The organism is Bacillus sp. 0209A (assembly GCF_036765095.1).
Taxonomy (GTDB): domain Bacteria; phylum Bacillota; class Bacilli; order Bacillales; family Bacillaceae; genus Bacillus; species Bacillus subtilis_G.
In genome coordinates, this window is sequence record NZ_JBAIZV010000008.1 from 61,383 (window position 1) to 78,527 (window position 17,145).

Sequence of the window (17,145 nt, forward strand, 5' to 3'; positions counted from 1 at the left end):
TAAGATACATCATTTTAAAACAGGGGGCATCCTCATGTCAGAACTATTAAACCTTCACCGGCTTACAACAGAATCACGCAATAGCCAAACAGCGGAAATCCACAAAACAAACACTCTCGGCATCCTCAAGATGATCAACAACGAAGATTTGAAAGTCGCTGCCGCCGTTCAGCAGGTTCTCCCTGATATCAAAACAGCTGTAGACTGCGCATACAACTCGTTTCAAAATGGTGGCCGGCTCATATACACAGGCGCCGGCACAAGCGGCAGACTCGGTGTCATGGATGCTGTTGAATGTCCTCCCACCTACAGCGTAAGCCCGGATCAGGTCATCGGAATTATGGCTGGAGGCCCCAAAGCATTTTTGCAAGCAGCAGAGGGCATTGAAGACAGTGAAGAAGCAGGAGCCGAAGATTTAAAAAACATACAGCTTACGTCAAACGACACAGTCATTGCCATTGCAGCAAGCGGCCGCACACCTTATGCCGCAGGCGCCCTCACATACGCCCGTAAAGTAGGAGCACACGCCATCGCCCTTACCTGCAATGAAAATTCCGCCATCAGCAAGGAAGCGGATCACAGCATTGAGGTTGTTGTTGGCCCTGAGGCCATTACAGGATCAACACGTATGAAAGCCGCAACCGCTCATAAAATGATTCTAAACATGATATCCACCGCAGTAATGGTCAAAATCGGCAAGGTTTACGAAAACTTGATGGTAGACGTCAACGTCAGCAATAAGAAACTAAAAGAACGAGCCATCAGCATCATCCAAAGCCTTACTAACGCTTCATACGACACAGCCAGACATACACTGGAACAAGCCAATGATCACGTCAAAACGGCAATCCTCATGCTCAAAACAAGCACAGATCAAGAAAAAGCTCAAACATTGCTTGAGGAAGCAAACGGTTTTATAGACAAAGCAATCGAAAACTACCATTCATGATAAGGAGAGAACGAGCATGGCAACAGGCGGTTTAGCGATCATCCAATCAATGAAGCACAAGCTCCCTCCATCCGAGCGTAAACTTGCGGATTACATCCTAACTCATCCCCACAGGGCAATAGAAAACACTGTCAGCGAAATAAGCACCTTAGCCAATTCAAGTGATGCTGCCGTCATCAGGCTCTGCAAATCACTCGGACTAAAGGGTTTTCAAGATTTAAAAATGAGAGTAGCAGGCGATCTGGCAAAGCCTGCTGTTCAAGGCTACCGGGACATTGCGCCCCACGAACCGCTGTCCTCCATTTCTGAAAAAGCGGCCGGCAATGCCATTCAAGCCATTCAAGACACCTCAGACCTGATGGACTATAAAGAGCTTGAACGAGCGGTTTCTCTGCTTCTCCAAGCACATACTGTGCATTTTATCGGCGTCGGGGCTTCCGGCATTGTCGCCAAGGACGCCCAGCAAAAGTGGCTTCGCATTCATAAACTAGCAACCGCGTTCACAGACACTCATCTTGTGGCATCATTAATCGCAAATGCAGATAAGGATGACATCGTATTCGCTATTTCGTTTTCGGGAGAGACGCAGGAAATCATTGAGCTGCTCACGATGGCTAAGGAAAAAAGCATCAAAACGATCAGCCTCACACAATTCAGTCAGACATCAGTCTCCGCGCTGGCTGATGTCCCGTTGCACACGGCACACTCCAATGAAGCCCTGATTCGAAGTGCAGCCACTTCCTCCCGCCTCGCCCAGCTTTTTATGATTGATGTTTTGTTTTTAGGCATGGCGGCTGAGCGGTACGAAGAAACAACCGGATATATCGATAAAACGAGAGCAGCCATAAAATCTATGAGAAAAAAATAAGGCATCTTGATGAGGAGGGGTTTTGATGAGCAAAGAAAATAACTACCATCATCTCGCAAAGAAAATCCTTGAGCTATGCGGAGGAAAATCCAATATTTCCTCGTATACGCATTGCATGACGCGCCTGCGTATTACGCCTTACGATGAAAGCAATACAGATGCTCACGCTTTAAGAGAGCTTGACGGCGTATTGGGGGTCGTCGAAGCTGAAACCATCCAAATCATCCTTGGAGCAGGAATCGTCAATCATGTCACAGCCGCTTTCTCAAAGCTTGTGTCAGCAGAAGAAGATATCGATGTCAAAGATGCAGCTGCCAAAAAGAAAGCCGATATAAACCGAAAAAACGCCACTCCATTTAAGCTTTTCTTACGTAAAATTGCCAGCGTCTTTATCCCGCTAATTCCCGCACTCGTCGCTTCCGGTTTAATTACTGGGATTACCAAAGCAATCATTCAAGCCGAATGGCTCTCTGCAGAATCACAAGTCGCTATTATCTTGACAGTCATCGGCTCCGGGCTGTTCACTTATCTCGGCATTCTCGTCGGTATTAACGCATCGAAAGAATTTGGCGGAACACCCGCTCTTGGTGCTCTGGCGGGGATCTTGATTTTGAATCCGGAGATCGCAAAGATCGTTTTATTCGGAGAACAGCTTCTTCCGGGCAGGGGAGGGCTGATCGGAGTTCTTTTCGCAGCCATATTCATCGCTTACACCGAACAATTTATCCGTCGTTTTATTCCTCAATCACTTGATATCATTGTCACTCCAACCGTTTCACTGTTAATCACCGGAATCGTAACGTATGTTTTATTTATGCCTTTAGGCGGCTTCATTTCTGATGCCATTACATCCGGCCTTCTGTCCATCCTGGACATCGGCGGCATCGCTGCAGGCTTTATTTTGGGCGCAACCTTCCTTCCTCTCGTCGTGACCGGACTGCATCAAGGCTTGACGCCTGTGCACATGGAACTGATCAATTCAATTGGAAATGATCCTCTGCTCCCGATTCTGGCGATGGGAGGCGCGGGACAGGTAGGTGCGGCCTTTGCCATCTTTGTCAAAACAAAAAAAACAACATTAAGAAAAGCGATCGCCGGCGGGCTCCCCCCAGGGTTTCTCGGCATTGGTGAACCGCTAATCTTCGGAGTTACGCTGCCACTTGGACGTCCGTTTTTAACAGCATGCTTAGGGGCCGGAATCGGCGGCGCTTTTCAAGCATATTTTCAGGTAGCCACCATTGCCATTGGTGTCTCCGGGCTGCCGCTTTCCTTTCTCGTCCTGTCTTCGCAAATTATCCTATATATCATCGGACTCTTTATTTCCTACGCGGCCGGCTTTTTATTGACCTACGCGTTCGGATATAAAGATGAAATGGCTTCTCAGTTCTATTAAATGGTTTCTGTTTTTGGGATAGTAACGGGATAGAAGCATGGAAAGGAGCAAGCCTATGAAAACAAAGACACTTTCCTTATTCAGTGCCATTTTAACCTTTTCTATATTGGTGTCGAATGAAACCTTCGCGCAAACAGCAGACAACCAAATTGAGCCGAAAACCATAAATTCAGAAACTGTACAATTCTTGTCGAAGAAACTAAGGAAGGTTGATCGGATGATAGAACGGGATGTTGAAGCAGGATTTCCAGGCGCCGTTCTTGTTATCGTGAAGGACGGCCGCATCATTAAAAAAGAAGCGTACGGCTACAGTAAAAAGTACGAAGGATCAGAGCTGCTGCGCCGCCCAGTTAAAATGAAAAACCACACGATGTTTGACTTGGCCTCAAATACAAAAATGTATGCAACGAATTTTGCATTACAGCGCTTAGTCAGCCAAGGAAAACTCGACGTCTATGAGAAGGTTTCTGCTTATTTGCCTGATTTCAAGGAGAAGCCGGGAGACCTCATAAAAGGAAAAAACAAAATTCGTGTCATCGATGTCCTGCAGCACCAATCAGGACTTCCCGCAAGCTTTTACTTTTACTCACCGGAAAAAGCCGGTATGTACTATTCTCAGGACCGGAATAAAACGATTGAATATTTAACGAAAATTCCGCTCGATTATGAAACAGGGACAAAACACGTATACAGCGACATAGGATATATGCTCCTCGGCAGTATTGTCGAAAATCTCACCGGTAAACCGCTTGATGTATATGCGGAGCAAGAACTTTACAAGCCGTTGGGGCTGAAGCATACCTTATACAATCCGTTGCAAAAAGGATTTAAACCGAAGCAGTTCGCAGCGACTGAACGTATGGGCAATACGCGGGACGGCTTTATTCATTTCCCTAACATCCGTACAGATACGCTGCAAGGAGAAGTGCATGACGAAAAAGCATTTTACTCAATGGGAGGCGTGTCCGGACATGCCGGATTGTTCTCAAATGCAGATGATATGGCCATTCTGCTGCAAGTCATGCTAAACAAAGGATCATACCGAAGCGTTTCTTTATTTGATCAGAAAACAGCCGGCCTGTTCACGGCACCTTCAGCAACAGACCCAACATACGCTCTTGGCTGGCGGCGAAACGGCAGTAAAAGCATGGAATGGATGTTTGGCTCCTATGCCAGCGAAAGTGCTTACGGGCATACCGGCTGGACAGGGACAGTTACGATCATTGATCCAACTTACCATTTAGGCATCGCATTGTTAACAAACAAAAAGCATTCGCCAGTTGCTGATCCAGAGGAAAATCCTAACGTGTTTGAGGGTGATCAATTTCCAACAGGCAGTTACGGGAGCGTCATTACCGCGATTTATGAAGCGATGGAATAAATGATTCGACGATAGGAGGAAGTTTCTATGAAACCTGTCTTTCCGCTTATCCTTTCAGCCGTTCTCTTTCTTTCATGTTTTCTCGGCGCCGGCCAAGCAAAAGCTGCTTCATCCAACAGCTCACCCAACGCCAAGCAGCTTGTCAATCGCATGACGTTAGATGAAAAACTCGGCCAGATGCTGATGCCTGATTTCAGAAATTGGCAAAAGGAGGGCGAGTCTTCTCCACAAGCCTTTACAGAAATGAATAAGGAAGTCGCTAGCCTCATCAAGAAATATCAATTCGGCGGCGTCATCCTTTTTGCGGAAAATGTAAAAACAACAAAACAAACTGTTCAATTGACAGACGCTTACCAAAAAGCCAGCCCCAAAATCCCTCTCATGCTAAGTATTGATCAGGAAGGGGGCATTGTAACAAGATTAGGGGAGGGGACTAATTTCCCGGGGAATATGGCACTGGGTGCAGCCAGAAGCAGAATCAATGCCTATCAGACTGGCAGCATCATTGGAAAAGAGCTTTCAGCCTTAGGCATTAATACAGATTTCAGCCCTGTTATGGACATTAATAATAATCCTGATAATCCGGTCATCGGCGTACGGTCATTCAGCTCCAATCGAGAACTGACAGCACGACTCGGTTTATACACGATGAAAGGTTTGCAGCGGCAAGATATAGCCTCTGCCCTCAAACATTTCCCGGGACATGGAGACACGGACGTTGACAGCCATTACGGACTGCCTCTCGTTCCCCATAGCCAAGAACGCCTTCGTGAGATCGAGCTCTATCCTTTTCAAAGAGCCATTGATGCCGGTGCTGATATGGTGATGACAGCTCACGTTCAATTTCCTGCCTTTGATGGCACCACATACAAAAGCAAACTCGATGGATCGGACATTCTGGTTCCGGCTACACTCTCGAAAAAGGTGATGACCGGTCTTCTTCGTCAGGAAATGGGATTTGACGGCGTCATCGTTACCGATGCCCTCAATATGAAAGCAATCGCAGATCATTTCGGACAGGAAGAGGCTGTGGTCATGGCTGTAAAAGCGGGCGTCGATATTGCATTAATGCCTGCCTCAGTTACTTCTCTGAAAGAAGAACAGAAATTCGCCCGTGTTATTCAAGCTTTAAAATCAGCCGTGAACAACGGTGACATTCCTGTACAACAAATCAACAAATCGGTTGAAAGAATCATTTCCCTGAAAATAAAACGCGGTATGTATCCAGCTCGACATGACGACAGCATAAAAGAAAAAATAGCCAAAGCCCAGAAAATCGTAGGAAGCAAGCGTCACTTGAAAGCAGAGAAAAATATAGCCGAAAAAGCAGTGACCGTTTTAAAAAATGAACAGCGCACCTTGCCGTTCAAACCTAAAAAAGACAGCAGAATCTTAATTATCGCGCCTTACGAAGAACAAACCGCTTCAATTGAACAAACCATTCGTGATCTCATCAAGCGAAAGAAAATCAAACCCGTGTCCCTCAGCAAAATTAATTTTGCCAACCAAATATTTAATGCCAAGCATGAAAAACAAGTAAAAGAGGCTGATTATATCATTACCGGCTCCTACGTCGTGAAAAATGACCCTGTCGTCAACGACGGTGTCATCGACGACACCATATCAGATTCAAGCAAATGGACCACTGTATTTCCGAGAGTTGTCATGAAAGCCGCACTGCAGCACAACAAGCCATTTGTCTTAATGAGCCTGCGCAACCCATATGATGCTGCCAATTTTGAGGAAGCGAAGGCGCTCATTGCTGTCTATGGCTTTAAAGGATACGCGAATGGCCGTTATCTTCAACCTAATATTCCCGCTGGAGTTATGGCGATATTCGGTCAGGCAAAACCTAAAGGCACACTCCCAGTTGACATTCCGTCAGTCACGAAACCGGGAGACATCCTTTATCCATATGGCTACGGATTAAATATCAAAACGGGAAAACCGTTTTCATAAGGAGGAACTCATGAGAAAAACAATATTTGCTTTTCTCACAGGGCTCATCATGTTTGGAACGATAACAGCCGCCTCAGCATCACCCGATGCCAAGAATCAAACGGCTAAAAAACCTAAAGTCCAGACCGGCATAGACACGCTTTTGCCAGTTTATAAAAAACAGCTCAAAGGAAAACGAATCGGATTAATCACCAATCCAACCGGCGTAAACGCATCTCTGAAAAGCAGTGTCGATATTCTTCACGAAAACCCTGATATTAAACTGACAGCTTTATTCGGCCCAGAGCACGGCGTCCGCGGCGATGCTCAGGCGGGAGACAAAGTAGGCTCTTACATTGACGAAAAAACCGGGATTCCCGTATACAGCCTCTACGGAAAAACGAGGAAACCGACTCCAGAGATGCTGAAAAATGTCGATGTTCTTATGTTTGACATTCAGGATGTCGGGACCCGTTACTACACGTACATTTATACAATGGCATACGCTATGGAAGCCGCTAAAGAAAATGGCATTCCTTTTATGGTGCTGGACCGACCGAATCCTCAAGGCGGGGATCATATTGAAGGACCAGTCTTAGAGCCTGAGTACGCCTCATTTGTCGGACTGTATCCCATTCCGCTAAAGCACGGAATGACAATAGGCGAATTGGCTTTGCTGTTCAACAAGGAATTTGACATTGATGCCGAACTGACAGTGGTAAAAATGAAACACTGGAAACGGAAAATGGATTTTGACGGCACCAGACTGCCTTTCGTCCTCCCATCACCTAACATGCCGACGGTAGAGAGCACATTTGTATATCCTGCAACCGGACTGATTGAAGGAACAAATATATCCGAAGGGCGGGGGACAACAAAGCCATTCGAATTGATTGGGGCTCCCTTTATCAAAAGCACAGAACTTGCAGAAACATTAAACAGACTCCATCTGCCAGGCGTCACATTCAGGGCAGCTTCCTTTACGCCGACATTTTCTAAACATCAGGGAATGCTTTGCCACGGTGTTCAGCTCTATGTGACAGACCGAAAAAAGTTTGAAGCGGTTAGAACAGGCCTTTCACTCATTAAAACAATACACGACCTCTATCCTGAGGATTTTGAGTTCCTAGCAACAGGTTCATTTGATAAACTGGCAGGCAACGGTTGGATCAAAACAGAAATTAAAAATGGCACTTCTATAGATGACATCATAGATCGCTATGAAAAACCACTCAAACAATTCAGTAAAACAAGAAAAAAGCATCTCATCTATTAGACGTAAGCTTCGTATGTTACACGTGTAACATATTCTTACCGAACAAAAGACCCTTACTTTCAAACGGGAGTAAGGGTTTTTTTATGACAAAATCCCACCCGCTTTATATAGGAAAACTTTCATTTATTTGGTACAATCTTATTGAAAATGATTATCAATTGAAGTTTCTGAAAAGGTGGTCTACTCTTGCAAAATACAGTGATTTATTATCCCATACAAATTGAATATCTTAAAAAAACAAGTGATCTCTTCTCAGAACAGCAATTAGCCGATTCATTCGTACTGATCTTTCATGTCAAAGGAAACGGCCATATTTCGATCGGAACAAGCATCAGTCCTCTGCAAAAAAAGACGCTTTATGTTTGTCCGCCTAACGAAACCTTCGGCTTTACGCCTGCAGCCGAAGGACATATAGATACCTGTCTGATCAGGATTCAAAGCTATATCAAGGAATCCGGACGAGATATCTTAACGCCATGTACAGAAACGGAATTAGCCAAACTGAAGCTTGTGAATATATCACATATCGAAAACCTTGCAGCCCGGCTTCAAGAGCTTGCTGCGCTATGGAATGAATCGTCTCAGCTTTCTCACCTAAAATGCATGATTGAAGTACAAAGCCTGATTTATGACCTCATGACTGCCAGTGTATCTGATCTAACGGATACACACTCAGCAATCGAGAAAACAAAACAATACATCGAAACTCATGCAGAAACAAAAATGACACTTGCCCAGTTGTCGCAAATGGCAGGGATCAGCGCCAAACACTACAGCGAAACCTTTAAAAAAAGGACAGGTCAAAGCGTAACAGAATTTATCACAAAGACGCGAATCACCAGAGCAAAACGGCTCATGGCAAGATCAAACTGCAAATTGAAAGAAATCGCTCATCAAACCGGCTATCAAGATGAATTTTATTTCAGCAGAATCTTTAAGAAGCATACAGGCTGCTCACCTACAAGCTATATGAAAAAACGACGAAAAAAAATTGCCGCATACGGAAGAGGCACAATGGGCCACCTCATCCCTCTTCATCACATACCGTTTGCGGCCGCGCTCCACCCAAAATGGACGTCTTACTACTATCAGCATTATTCGACAGATATACCCGTCCAGCTCAGCGCATACCGGTTTAATGAAAAATGGGAAGAAAACCTGAATACGTTATCTCAGGCCGAACCAGATGTGATTTTCAGCATGGATTCTATTTCTCAAGAAGAAAAAAATCATCTGAATCGCATCGCAGAAGTCATTTATCTTCCTTCAGAAGAAAGCTGGAGAACTCACTTTCTGCAAACCGCCTCATTCTTAAAGGAAGAGTCCGAAGCAGAAAAGTGGCTCGCGGCTTATGACCAGCAGACGGCGGTCGCCAAAAAAACACTTCAGCACGCCCAAAGGCAGCGTTTTCTCTTTCTGAGGCTGCATAAGCAAAATTTTTATCTGGCACATCATCGAAGCGTCCGCGAAGTCTTTTTTGGAGATTTAGAATTCAGCTCCGCAAAAACGGAAGACACGCCTTCAGAGCAAGCGATTTCGGTAGAAAATATCGCAAATTACCAAGCTGACTGCTTAATGCTTTTTCTATTTAAAGAGCCTGAAACCATTGCTTATTACCAGCAATTGCAGCAGACAGAAGCATGGCAAAACCTAAGCGCAGTACGGAATAACCGTGTATACCTTCTATCCTTTGACCCTTGGAATGAATACTCGGCTTGCGGCCATGAACGGATTGTTCAGCAAACCATTTCTTTACTATCCGGTGATTGTCCATGATAAATATGGAATTTGTCCATGGCGTTATATCCGTTCATTCTCTATAATTCCAATTGATAATAGTTATCAATTGAACAGGAGGCTCTATAGATGAAAAAAATATCTCTTACCTTATTAATCTTGCTTCTCGCGCTGACAGCGGCAGCTTGCGGCAACAAAAATGAATCAACTGCAAGCAAGGCAAGCAGCACAGCATCCGAGAAGAAGAAAATTGAATACCTGGATAAAACATATGAAGTAACTGTACCAACAGACAAAATTGCCATAACGGGAAGCGTTGAGTCGATGGAAGACGCGAAACTGCTTGACGTTCATCCGCAAGGCGCGATTTCATTCTCCGGCAAATTCCCTGAAATGTTCAAAGACATCACAGACAAAGCCCAACCAACCGGAGAAAAAATGGAGCCAAACATTGAAAAGATTCTTGAGATGAAGCCAGATGTCATCCTTGCTTCAACAAAGTTCCCAGAAAAAACACTGCAAAAAATAAGTACAGCCGGCACAACAATCCCGGTTTCTCACATCTCTTCAAACTGGAAGGACAATATGATGCTCCTTGCCCAGCTGACTGGTAAAGAGAAAAAGGCGAAAAAAATCATTGCAGACTATGAACAGGATTTAAAAGAAACAAAAACAAAAATCAATGAAAAGGCAAAAGATTCAAAAGCGCTTGTCATTAGAATCAGACAAGGCAACATTTACATTTACCCTGAACAGGTGTACTTCAACTCCACCCTTTATGGTGATTTAGGTCTTAAAGCGCCGGACGAAGTAAAAGCTGCAAAAGCGCAAGAACTGATTTCATTAGAAAAATTAAGCGAAATGAATCCAGACCATATCTTCGTTCAATTTTCTGATGATGAAAATGCAGATAAACCTGATGCATTAAAAGATTTAGAGAAAAATCCAATCTGGAAAAGCCTTAAAGCAGTCAAAGAAGATCATGTGTACGTTAACTCAGTCGATCCTCTCGCACAAGGCGGCACAGCTTGGAGCAAAGTCCGCTTCCTGAAAGCGGCTGCTGAAAAATTGACACAAAACTAATTCAGAGTAGGTTTTTGTATGTATTCAAAACAGTGGACACGTATCATATTGATTACTTCTCCATTTGCTATTGCACTGTCGCTGCTGCTTTCGATCCTATATGGCGCAAAGCATCTAAGCACAGATATTGTTTTTACATCTCTTATTCATTTCGATCCGGGAAACACAGACCATCAAATTATATGGCATTCCCGGATTCCAAGGGCTGCCGGCGCTCTGCTCATAGGGGCAGCCCTTGCTGTTTCTGGAGCCCTTATGCAAGGCATTACGCGCAATTATTTAGCTTCGCCATCGATTATGGGCGTTTCAGATGGTTCCGCGTTTATTATCACGCTTTGTATGGTTCTGCTCCCGCAATCGTCTTCCATTGAGATGATCATTTACTCTTTTATCGGCTCAGCATTAGGAGCCGTTCTAGTATTCAGCCTTGCCGCCATGATGCCTAACGGGTTTTCCCCCGTGCAGCTTGCCATTATCGGCACAGTTACAAGCATGCTGCTTAGCAGTTTATCAGCAGCCATGTCGATTTATTTTCAAATATCGCAGGATCTCAGTTTCTGGTACAGCGCCAGAATTCATCAAATGAGTCCTGATTTTCTGAAGCTTGCCGCACCGTTTTTTCTGGTCGGCATCGTGATAGCTGTTTCCCTCAGCAAAAAGGTGACTGCTGTATCATTAGGCGACGACATTTCTAAAAGTCTGGGACAAAAGAAAAAAAACATTAAAATCATGGCGATGCTTTCAGTCATCATTTTAACCGGCAGTGCCGTAGCGCTGGCCGGCAAAATTGCGTTTGTCGGATTGGTTGTTCCGCATATCACAAGATTTCTTGTCGGCTCCGATTACAACAGGCTGATTCCGTGTTCATGCATTTTGGGCGGAGTCTTTTTAACCTTATGTGATCTCGCAAGCAGATTTATCAATTATCCGTTTGAAACACCGATTGAAGTCGTGACATCCATAATCGGCGTGCCTTTCTTCCTTTATTTGATTAAACGAAAAGGAGGGGAGCAAAATGGCTAAAAAATATGCAGTGTTCATCGCTTTGATTCTCGTTGTCAGCTATTTCAGCTTAACGAGCGGATCATTCTCCGTTCAGCCGGCTGAGCTGCTCTCCACTCTTTTTCAGATCGATCCGAATCCGCAGTATGAAATTTTGCTGTTCGATTTAAGACTGCCGCGAATTGTCATGGCCGCCATTATCGGACTCGGTCTTGGCATTGCGGGCGCCGTCATCCAAGCCATCACAAGAAACGGGCTTGCAGACCCGGGAATTCTCGGAATTAACGCGGGGGCGGGAGCCGGGATTGTGGCGTTTATGCTCTTGTTCCAAGGCCAGAAGGAAGTGACATCTATAGTTGCGGCGATGGGAATGCCATTTTTCGGGTTGATAGGCGGACTGATTGCGGCGCTCTTGATTTACATATTTGCATGGCACAGAGGCAATTTAGATTCAGGAAGAATTATTCTGGTAGGAATCGCGATCAATTCTGGATTCAGCGCCCTGTCTTTGTTTTTATCATTAAAAATGGACCCGCAAGACTATCAAATGGCCATGGTCTGGAAAAACGGAAGCATCTGGTCTGCCAATTGGACTTACATCACAGCCGTTCTTCCATGGATGCTGCTGTTTATACCTATTCTTATCGCCAAGTCCCGCTTGCTGGACACCATTCGTTTTGATGAAGACACAGTCAGAAGCCTCGGTATTTCATCAAATAAAGAAAAAACCATCCTGCTCGTCGCCTGCGTAGCAATCATCAGCGCCTGTGTCTCCGTAGCGGGTAGCATGGCGTTTGTCGGTTTAATCGCTCCCCACATTTCACGGAGACTGGCTGGTGTCGAACACCGCAATATCCTGCCGCTGAGCGGTTTAATCGGCATGCTGCTTGTAATAAGCGCAGACTTTGCCGGAAAACTGTTTTTCCAGCCAGCGGAAGTGCCCGCAGGCATCATTTTGGCGATCCTCGGTGTTCCTTATTTCTTATACCTGCTTTTCAAGCAAAAAAAGGGGGAAAATGCTTGAACGGATCTCTTTCAGAGCACAAAGCCGGTGAAAGGAAATTTACGCTGTACCTCCCTCCTTCCTACAGCCCAGACAGCAGCAGGAGATTTCCTGCTGTTTACGTGCAGGATGGAAGTTCGTTGTTTCAAGACCAAATCAAATTATTAGAAAGTACATTTCAGCAGCGAAGGCTGCCTGAGCTCGTGTTGATCGGTATCGAACCCGCAAGTCGGCTGGATGAATACACCCCTTGGCCGGCTGCATCACTCAGTGATCGGTTCCCGGACTTCGGAGGCATGGGATATCACTATCTGTCTAACATAACAAACCGATTCATTCCGTTTATCGAAGAAAATTGGAACGTCGCCAGGGAACCGCAGTCAAGAGGAATGATCGGTGCCTCATTAGGCGGACTCATCTCAATGTTCGCCTTAATAAAGTATCCATCAGTGTTCACAAACATAGGCTCTATCTCAGGCTCCTACTGGTACGAGAACGCAGCCGAAGCCATTCATTTATCTTCTTTAAAGCCCGGCACTGCACGTGTCTTTATGTCTGTCGGCAGTGAAGAAGGCTGTGAAAAACAATCTATACAGCGAAATATGCTGCGGAATACAAAGCAAGTGCATCAAAGTTTAAAAGAAAAAGGCTTCACTGAAAATCAGCTATGTCTTTCAATTGAACAAGGGGCGGTGCACCACCGCAAGTACTTCTGCCAACAGTTCATCATTGCGCTCGAATGGCTATACGGAAAAAACCGCTCATAAGATTGAGCGGTTTTTTCATGCTTTCTGCAATACAGGTTTTAATTCAAAACGATTCACCATATAGCCAAACAACGCGGCAAGTATCTGCTGAAACAGCATGCCGATCACCACCGGAACAGCAACCTGAGACGGGAAGAATGTAACGGCAAGAACTGCGCCGGCACTGATATTTCTCATGCCTCCCGTAAAAATAAGAGATACAATTTCCTCTTGGCGCCTTTTCATTATTTTCCCGATCAGCCAAGCAGCGGCATAGCCTGTTAACGCAATAAAGAAGACCGTCACAGCTATTCCTACAAATCTTAAATCAACTGCTTTAAAATAAGGGGCAATCGCTGAACTATTAATCGCAATCACAGCCATCAGACAAAGCTTTGAAAAAGGTGACAGCGCACTGCTAACAGATGCGGTTCTATCTGGAGATGACATCTGATTAAACAGCATGCCCAGAAAAGAAGGAATCACGACCATCACAATCAGCCCTCTCATCATTCCCCACACATCCATATGAACCTGAGCGCCGGCCAGCAATGAAAGGCTCAGCGGTACGACCAATGGTGACAGCACCGTATCAACCAAGATAATCGAAAGCGTCAAACCGACATTCCCTTTATACATCGCTGCCCAAATCAAGCTTGTAATCCCGGTAGGAATCACAACAGCCAATGTTAAACCTGTGATTGTCAAAGGATCGCCTTTAAATATAAGATGGCCGCTGCCCCAAGCAAAAAGCGGCATGAAAATATGAAGAACAAATAGTGCAAGAATCATAGGAAGAGGATGAGACAACGCATGTCTCAAAGATTGAAAGTTAGCGCTCAAACTGCCTGCAAACGTAATAAAAGCAAAGATCCAAGGCACAGCACTTTCATACCCATTTAAAAATTGAGACAGCAGCACGCCCAGCACAACACTAGCAGGCGTTAAAAGCGGCATGACTTTCCCCAATACATGGTTCAGCTTCTGAAGCGTCATATACAAGTCTCCTATTAAATATTTCTTTCTCACTCTATTATATCAATGCCGTTCAGCCATATGTTATATAAAAAAGCCCAGATCTCACCAATCTGGGCTTTCACACTTTATGTCATTTGCTTCATAAGAGCTTTACTAGCATTGTTCAAACCCTTTACTTCAACTTCAATTCCTTGTTCCTTAAACTTCGCAACAATCTTATCAAGCGCAGCCGCTCCTGAATCATCCCAAACATGGGCCTCAGTTAAGTCAATCACGACTCGCTCAATATCCTCTTGATAAATAAACGCATTCGTAAGATCAGTCACTGACGCAAAAAAGATCTGTCCCTTTACTTGATACGTTCTCAGCTTTTGATCCCCTGCATGCGAAACAATTTTCAGCTTCGAAATTTTTGCCACAAAGAACACCGCACTTAAGAGAACGCCGACGAATACGCCTTTAGACAAGTCATCCGTCACAACAACCGTAATCACAGTCACAACCATGACAATAGAGTCTGTGAGCGGCGCTTTTTTGAGGCCTTTTAAAGAAGACCAATCAAATGTGCCAACAGAAACCATAACCATAACAGCCACTAACGCAGCCATTGGAATTTTCACGACAACAGTACTCAAGACGGCAATTAAAAACATCAGAAAAGCACCAGCAACAAATGCAGATAAGCGTCCGCGTCCGCCCGCTTTTGTATTAATGACAGATTGTCCAATCATAGCGCAGCCTGCCATTCCGCCAAAGAATCCAGTCACGATATTCGCAATTCCCTGTCCGCGGCTCTCTTTATTTTTATCACTGTCCGTATCCGTCATTTCATCAATAATTTGTGCTGTCAGCAAAGACTCAAGTAATCCGACAAATGCTAAAGCAATCGAATAAGGAAAAATGATTTGCAGTGTTTCAAAGGTAAACGGAACATCAGGGATTAAGAAATGAGGCAACGAACTAGAAATATTGCCCATATCTCCGACCGTCCGCACATCCACATGGAAAGTAACCGCAATAATCGTCATCACAATAATCGCGACAAGCGGAGACGGAACCGCAGTCGTAAATCGCGGGAGCACATAAATAATTACCAACGACCCGGCAAGCATTGCATACATGCTCCAAGAAGCACCCTCAAACTGAGGAAGCTGCGCAGAGAAAATAAGGATCGCCAGTGCATTCACAAACCCGATCATCACAGAACGCGGGATGAATTTCATTAATCTCGCAATTTTACTGATACCTAAAATCACCTGAATAATTCCTGTCAAAATCGTTGCCGCAAATAAATATTGAAGCCCATGATCAGCAACCAGCGACACCATAACGACCGCCATTGAGCCAGTAGCTGCTGAAATCATGCCAGGTCTGCCGCCAAAAATAGAAATGATAATGGCTATACAAAATGACGCATAAAGACCGACCATCGGGTCAACACCCGCTATAATCGAGAAGCCAATCGCTTCAGGTATTAATGCTAATGCAACTAAAATGCCAGCAAGAATGTCTTTTCGGATATTACCGAACCATTGCTGTTGTAATGTAAAACTATTATTCAAATATAACGACTCCTTTTTTAAAAAATAAATCCGCACCGTATCTATTGTGCTGGGAGCTTTCTTTATTTTACGGGAGAAAAGGAAAGGCCAAACGAACGAAGAAAAAGGGGAAACGTTGAGTATGTTGTATAGAGGCAAGGAGTTATTATACAAAGAGTATCATATTAAATGTTAATCAAATATGCAAGATGAATACTGAAGAAAAAAATGGCTAAAACTAGGTTTAAGCCATCTTTGAATTATATCATATCCGGATGAGAAACAAGAATCGTTTTAACAACAGCAATATCTTTTCTCTCATTTGACAACGGAAATATTCCCATCAATTCCTGAATGGCATCCTCATAGTATCAAGCGGGGTTTTCTACATCATCAGTTCAGCAAGCTGAGGCATATCCACGCCACATGATACCCGGACTGGTAGAATCTTGTGTAGGAACAATTATCTTAACAGCAATTATAGAAAAACAAGCAATCGTCATGAGTAAGATGGAAGTAGCGTACGGTTTAGGAGCCCTTTTCATGCCGTTGCTGTCTGGTTTTTTAATTAGCAATAATGTATGGGCATTGGCATTTCTGGTATTGGGGCTAATTTCATTTCTTCTGATGCTTGTTTGGAGCCGAATGAGCTTTGGCAGCTTTGACGATTTGCTCATTCGTCAAACAGACACTTCGGGCAATGGAAAACAAGCACCTATAAGTTTTTCGAAGACTTGGCTTACTGTTTATTTCTTTAGCAGCTGCGTACTTCTTTTTTATGGAGCCATGAAGTATCGATTGTTCACTTTATCCCTTCTATCTTCGCTGAGAAATGGGAGATTTCTAACTCCTTAGCAACCATAACGGTAACAATATATTGGATCGGTATAATCATAGGTCGTTTACTGATTTTGCAGGGTTTGTTCTTTGTTTCTTTTTAGGCTTATTTATGACTGGCATGTTTACCATTGCTTTAATTATCACCAATCAATTCTACCTTGGAAAAACAGAACAAACGACAAGCATACTGCCAACGGATTAGGCGGTTCTATCCCGCCAATCGCAGTTGGATGGCGTCTAGATGAATTCTCAGTACATACTGCATTGGTTATTTACAACTCTCATGTTGAACATGCTGAGGATTGTATTGGTATTAAAAGTATTAGAAAACCTGAAAAGCAAAAAGCTCGATAAAATGGATACTGATGAAAACAAATCAGTACAGATATAAACCAAAAAACCCAGCTCAT

The 17,145-nt window shown here is 44.2% G+C and carries 13 protein-coding genes and 1 pseudogene; 12 read left to right on the forward strand and 2 right to left on the reverse strand.

What is annotated here, in order from left to right; translation table 11 throughout:
- Window positions 1-34 precede the first annotated feature (34 nt).
- From murQ to V6D44_RS20020, 11 genes are all read left to right on the forward strand, one after another.
- Window positions 35-949 carry an N-acetylmuramic acid 6-phosphate etherase gene (murQ, locus tag V6D44_RS19970; RefSeq protein ID WP_202329103.1) on the forward strand — a complete coding sequence of 305 codons (915 nt, stop codon included), beginning with the start codon at window positions 35-37 and terminating at the stop codon, window positions 947-949.
- 16 nt (window positions 950-965) lie between these two features.
- Window positions 966-1,817 (forward strand): MurR/RpiR family transcriptional regulator, encoded by an 852-nt coding sequence (locus V6D44_RS19975; RefSeq protein WP_087992000.1) that lies wholly within the window; start codon window positions 966-968, stop codon window positions 1,815-1,817.
- Between the two features lie 25 nt (window positions 1,818-1,842).
- Window positions 1,843-3,210, forward strand: a complete 1,368-nt coding sequence (locus V6D44_RS19980; protein ID WP_333516839.1) for a PTS transporter subunit EIIC — start codon at window positions 1,843-1,845, stop codon at window positions 3,208-3,210.
- Between the two features lie 55 nt (window positions 3,211-3,265).
- Window positions 3,266-4,591 (forward strand): penicillin binding protein PBP4B, encoded by a 1,326-nt coding sequence (pbp4b, locus tag V6D44_RS19985; protein WP_333516840.1) that lies wholly within the window; start codon window positions 3,266-3,268, stop codon window positions 4,589-4,591.
- 27 nt (window positions 4,592-4,618) lie between these two features.
- On the forward strand, window positions 4,619-6,550 hold the full coding sequence (locus V6D44_RS19990; protein ID WP_253268775.1) for a glycoside hydrolase family 3 protein: 1,932 nt from the start codon (window positions 4,619-4,621) through the stop codon (window positions 6,548-6,550).
- A gap of 10 nt (window positions 6,551-6,560) precedes the next feature.
- Window positions 6,561-7,805, forward strand: coding sequence for an exo-beta-N-acetylmuramidase NamZ family protein (locus V6D44_RS19995; RefSeq protein WP_333516841.1), 1,245 nt, complete (start codon window positions 6,561-6,563; stop codon window positions 7,803-7,805).
- A gap of 186 nt (window positions 7,806-7,991) precedes the next feature.
- On the forward strand, window positions 7,992-9,581 hold the full coding sequence (btr, locus tag V6D44_RS20000) for a bacillibactin transport transcriptional regulator Btr (protein WP_087991995.1): 1,590 nt from the start codon (window positions 7,992-7,994) through the stop codon (window positions 9,579-9,581).
- Between the two features lie 90 nt (window positions 9,582-9,671).
- A complete protein-coding gene (gene feuA / locus V6D44_RS20005; protein ID WP_087991994.1) occupies window positions 9,672-10,625 on the forward strand; it encodes an iron ABC transporter substrate-binding protein FeuA in 954 nt (317 codons plus the stop codon).
- A gap of 18 nt (window positions 10,626-10,643) precedes the next feature.
- Window positions 10,644-11,648 carry a FecCD family ABC transporter permease gene (locus V6D44_RS20010; protein ID WP_333516842.1) on the forward strand — a complete coding sequence of 335 codons (1,005 nt, stop codon included), beginning with the start codon at window positions 10,644-10,646 and terminating at the stop codon, window positions 11,646-11,648.
- A complete protein-coding gene (feuC, locus tag V6D44_RS20015) occupies window positions 11,641-12,651 on the forward strand; it encodes an iron ABC transporter permease FeuC (protein WP_202329108.1) in 1,011 nt (336 codons plus the stop codon). The genes V6D44_RS20010 and feuC overlap by 8 nt, the downstream gene beginning before the upstream one ends.
- Window positions 12,648-13,397, forward strand: a complete 750-nt coding sequence (locus tag V6D44_RS20020; protein WP_202329109.1) for an alpha/beta hydrolase — start codon at window positions 12,648-12,650, stop codon at window positions 13,395-13,397. Before feuC ends, V6D44_RS20020 begins: the two co-directional genes overlap by 4 nt.
- 15 nt (window positions 13,398-13,412) lie before the next feature.
- Here V6D44_RS20020 and V6D44_RS20025 read toward each other — a convergent pair whose 3' ends face one another.
- Both V6D44_RS20025 and V6D44_RS20030 read right to left on the reverse strand, forming a co-directional pair.
- Window positions 13,413-14,333: a bile acid:sodium symporter family protein gene (locus V6D44_RS20025; protein ID WP_333516843.1), complete on the reverse strand. Its 921-nt coding sequence runs from the start codon at window positions 14,331-14,333 to the stop codon at window positions 13,413-13,415.
- Window positions 14,334-14,479: 146 nt separating this feature from the next.
- Window positions 14,480-15,916, reverse strand: a complete 1,437-nt coding sequence (locus tag V6D44_RS20030) for a SulP family inorganic anion transporter (RefSeq protein WP_087991989.1) — start codon at window positions 15,914-15,916, stop codon at window positions 14,480-14,482.
- A 414-nt stretch (window positions 15,917-16,330) separates the two neighbouring features.
- On the opposite strand from V6D44_RS20030, the pseudogene V6D44_RS20035 reads away from it, so the two are divergent.
- Window positions 16,331-17,126, forward strand: a pseudogene (locus V6D44_RS20035) (MFS transporter); the annotation flags it as partial.
- Between the last annotated feature and the right edge of the window lie 19 nt (window positions 17,127-17,145).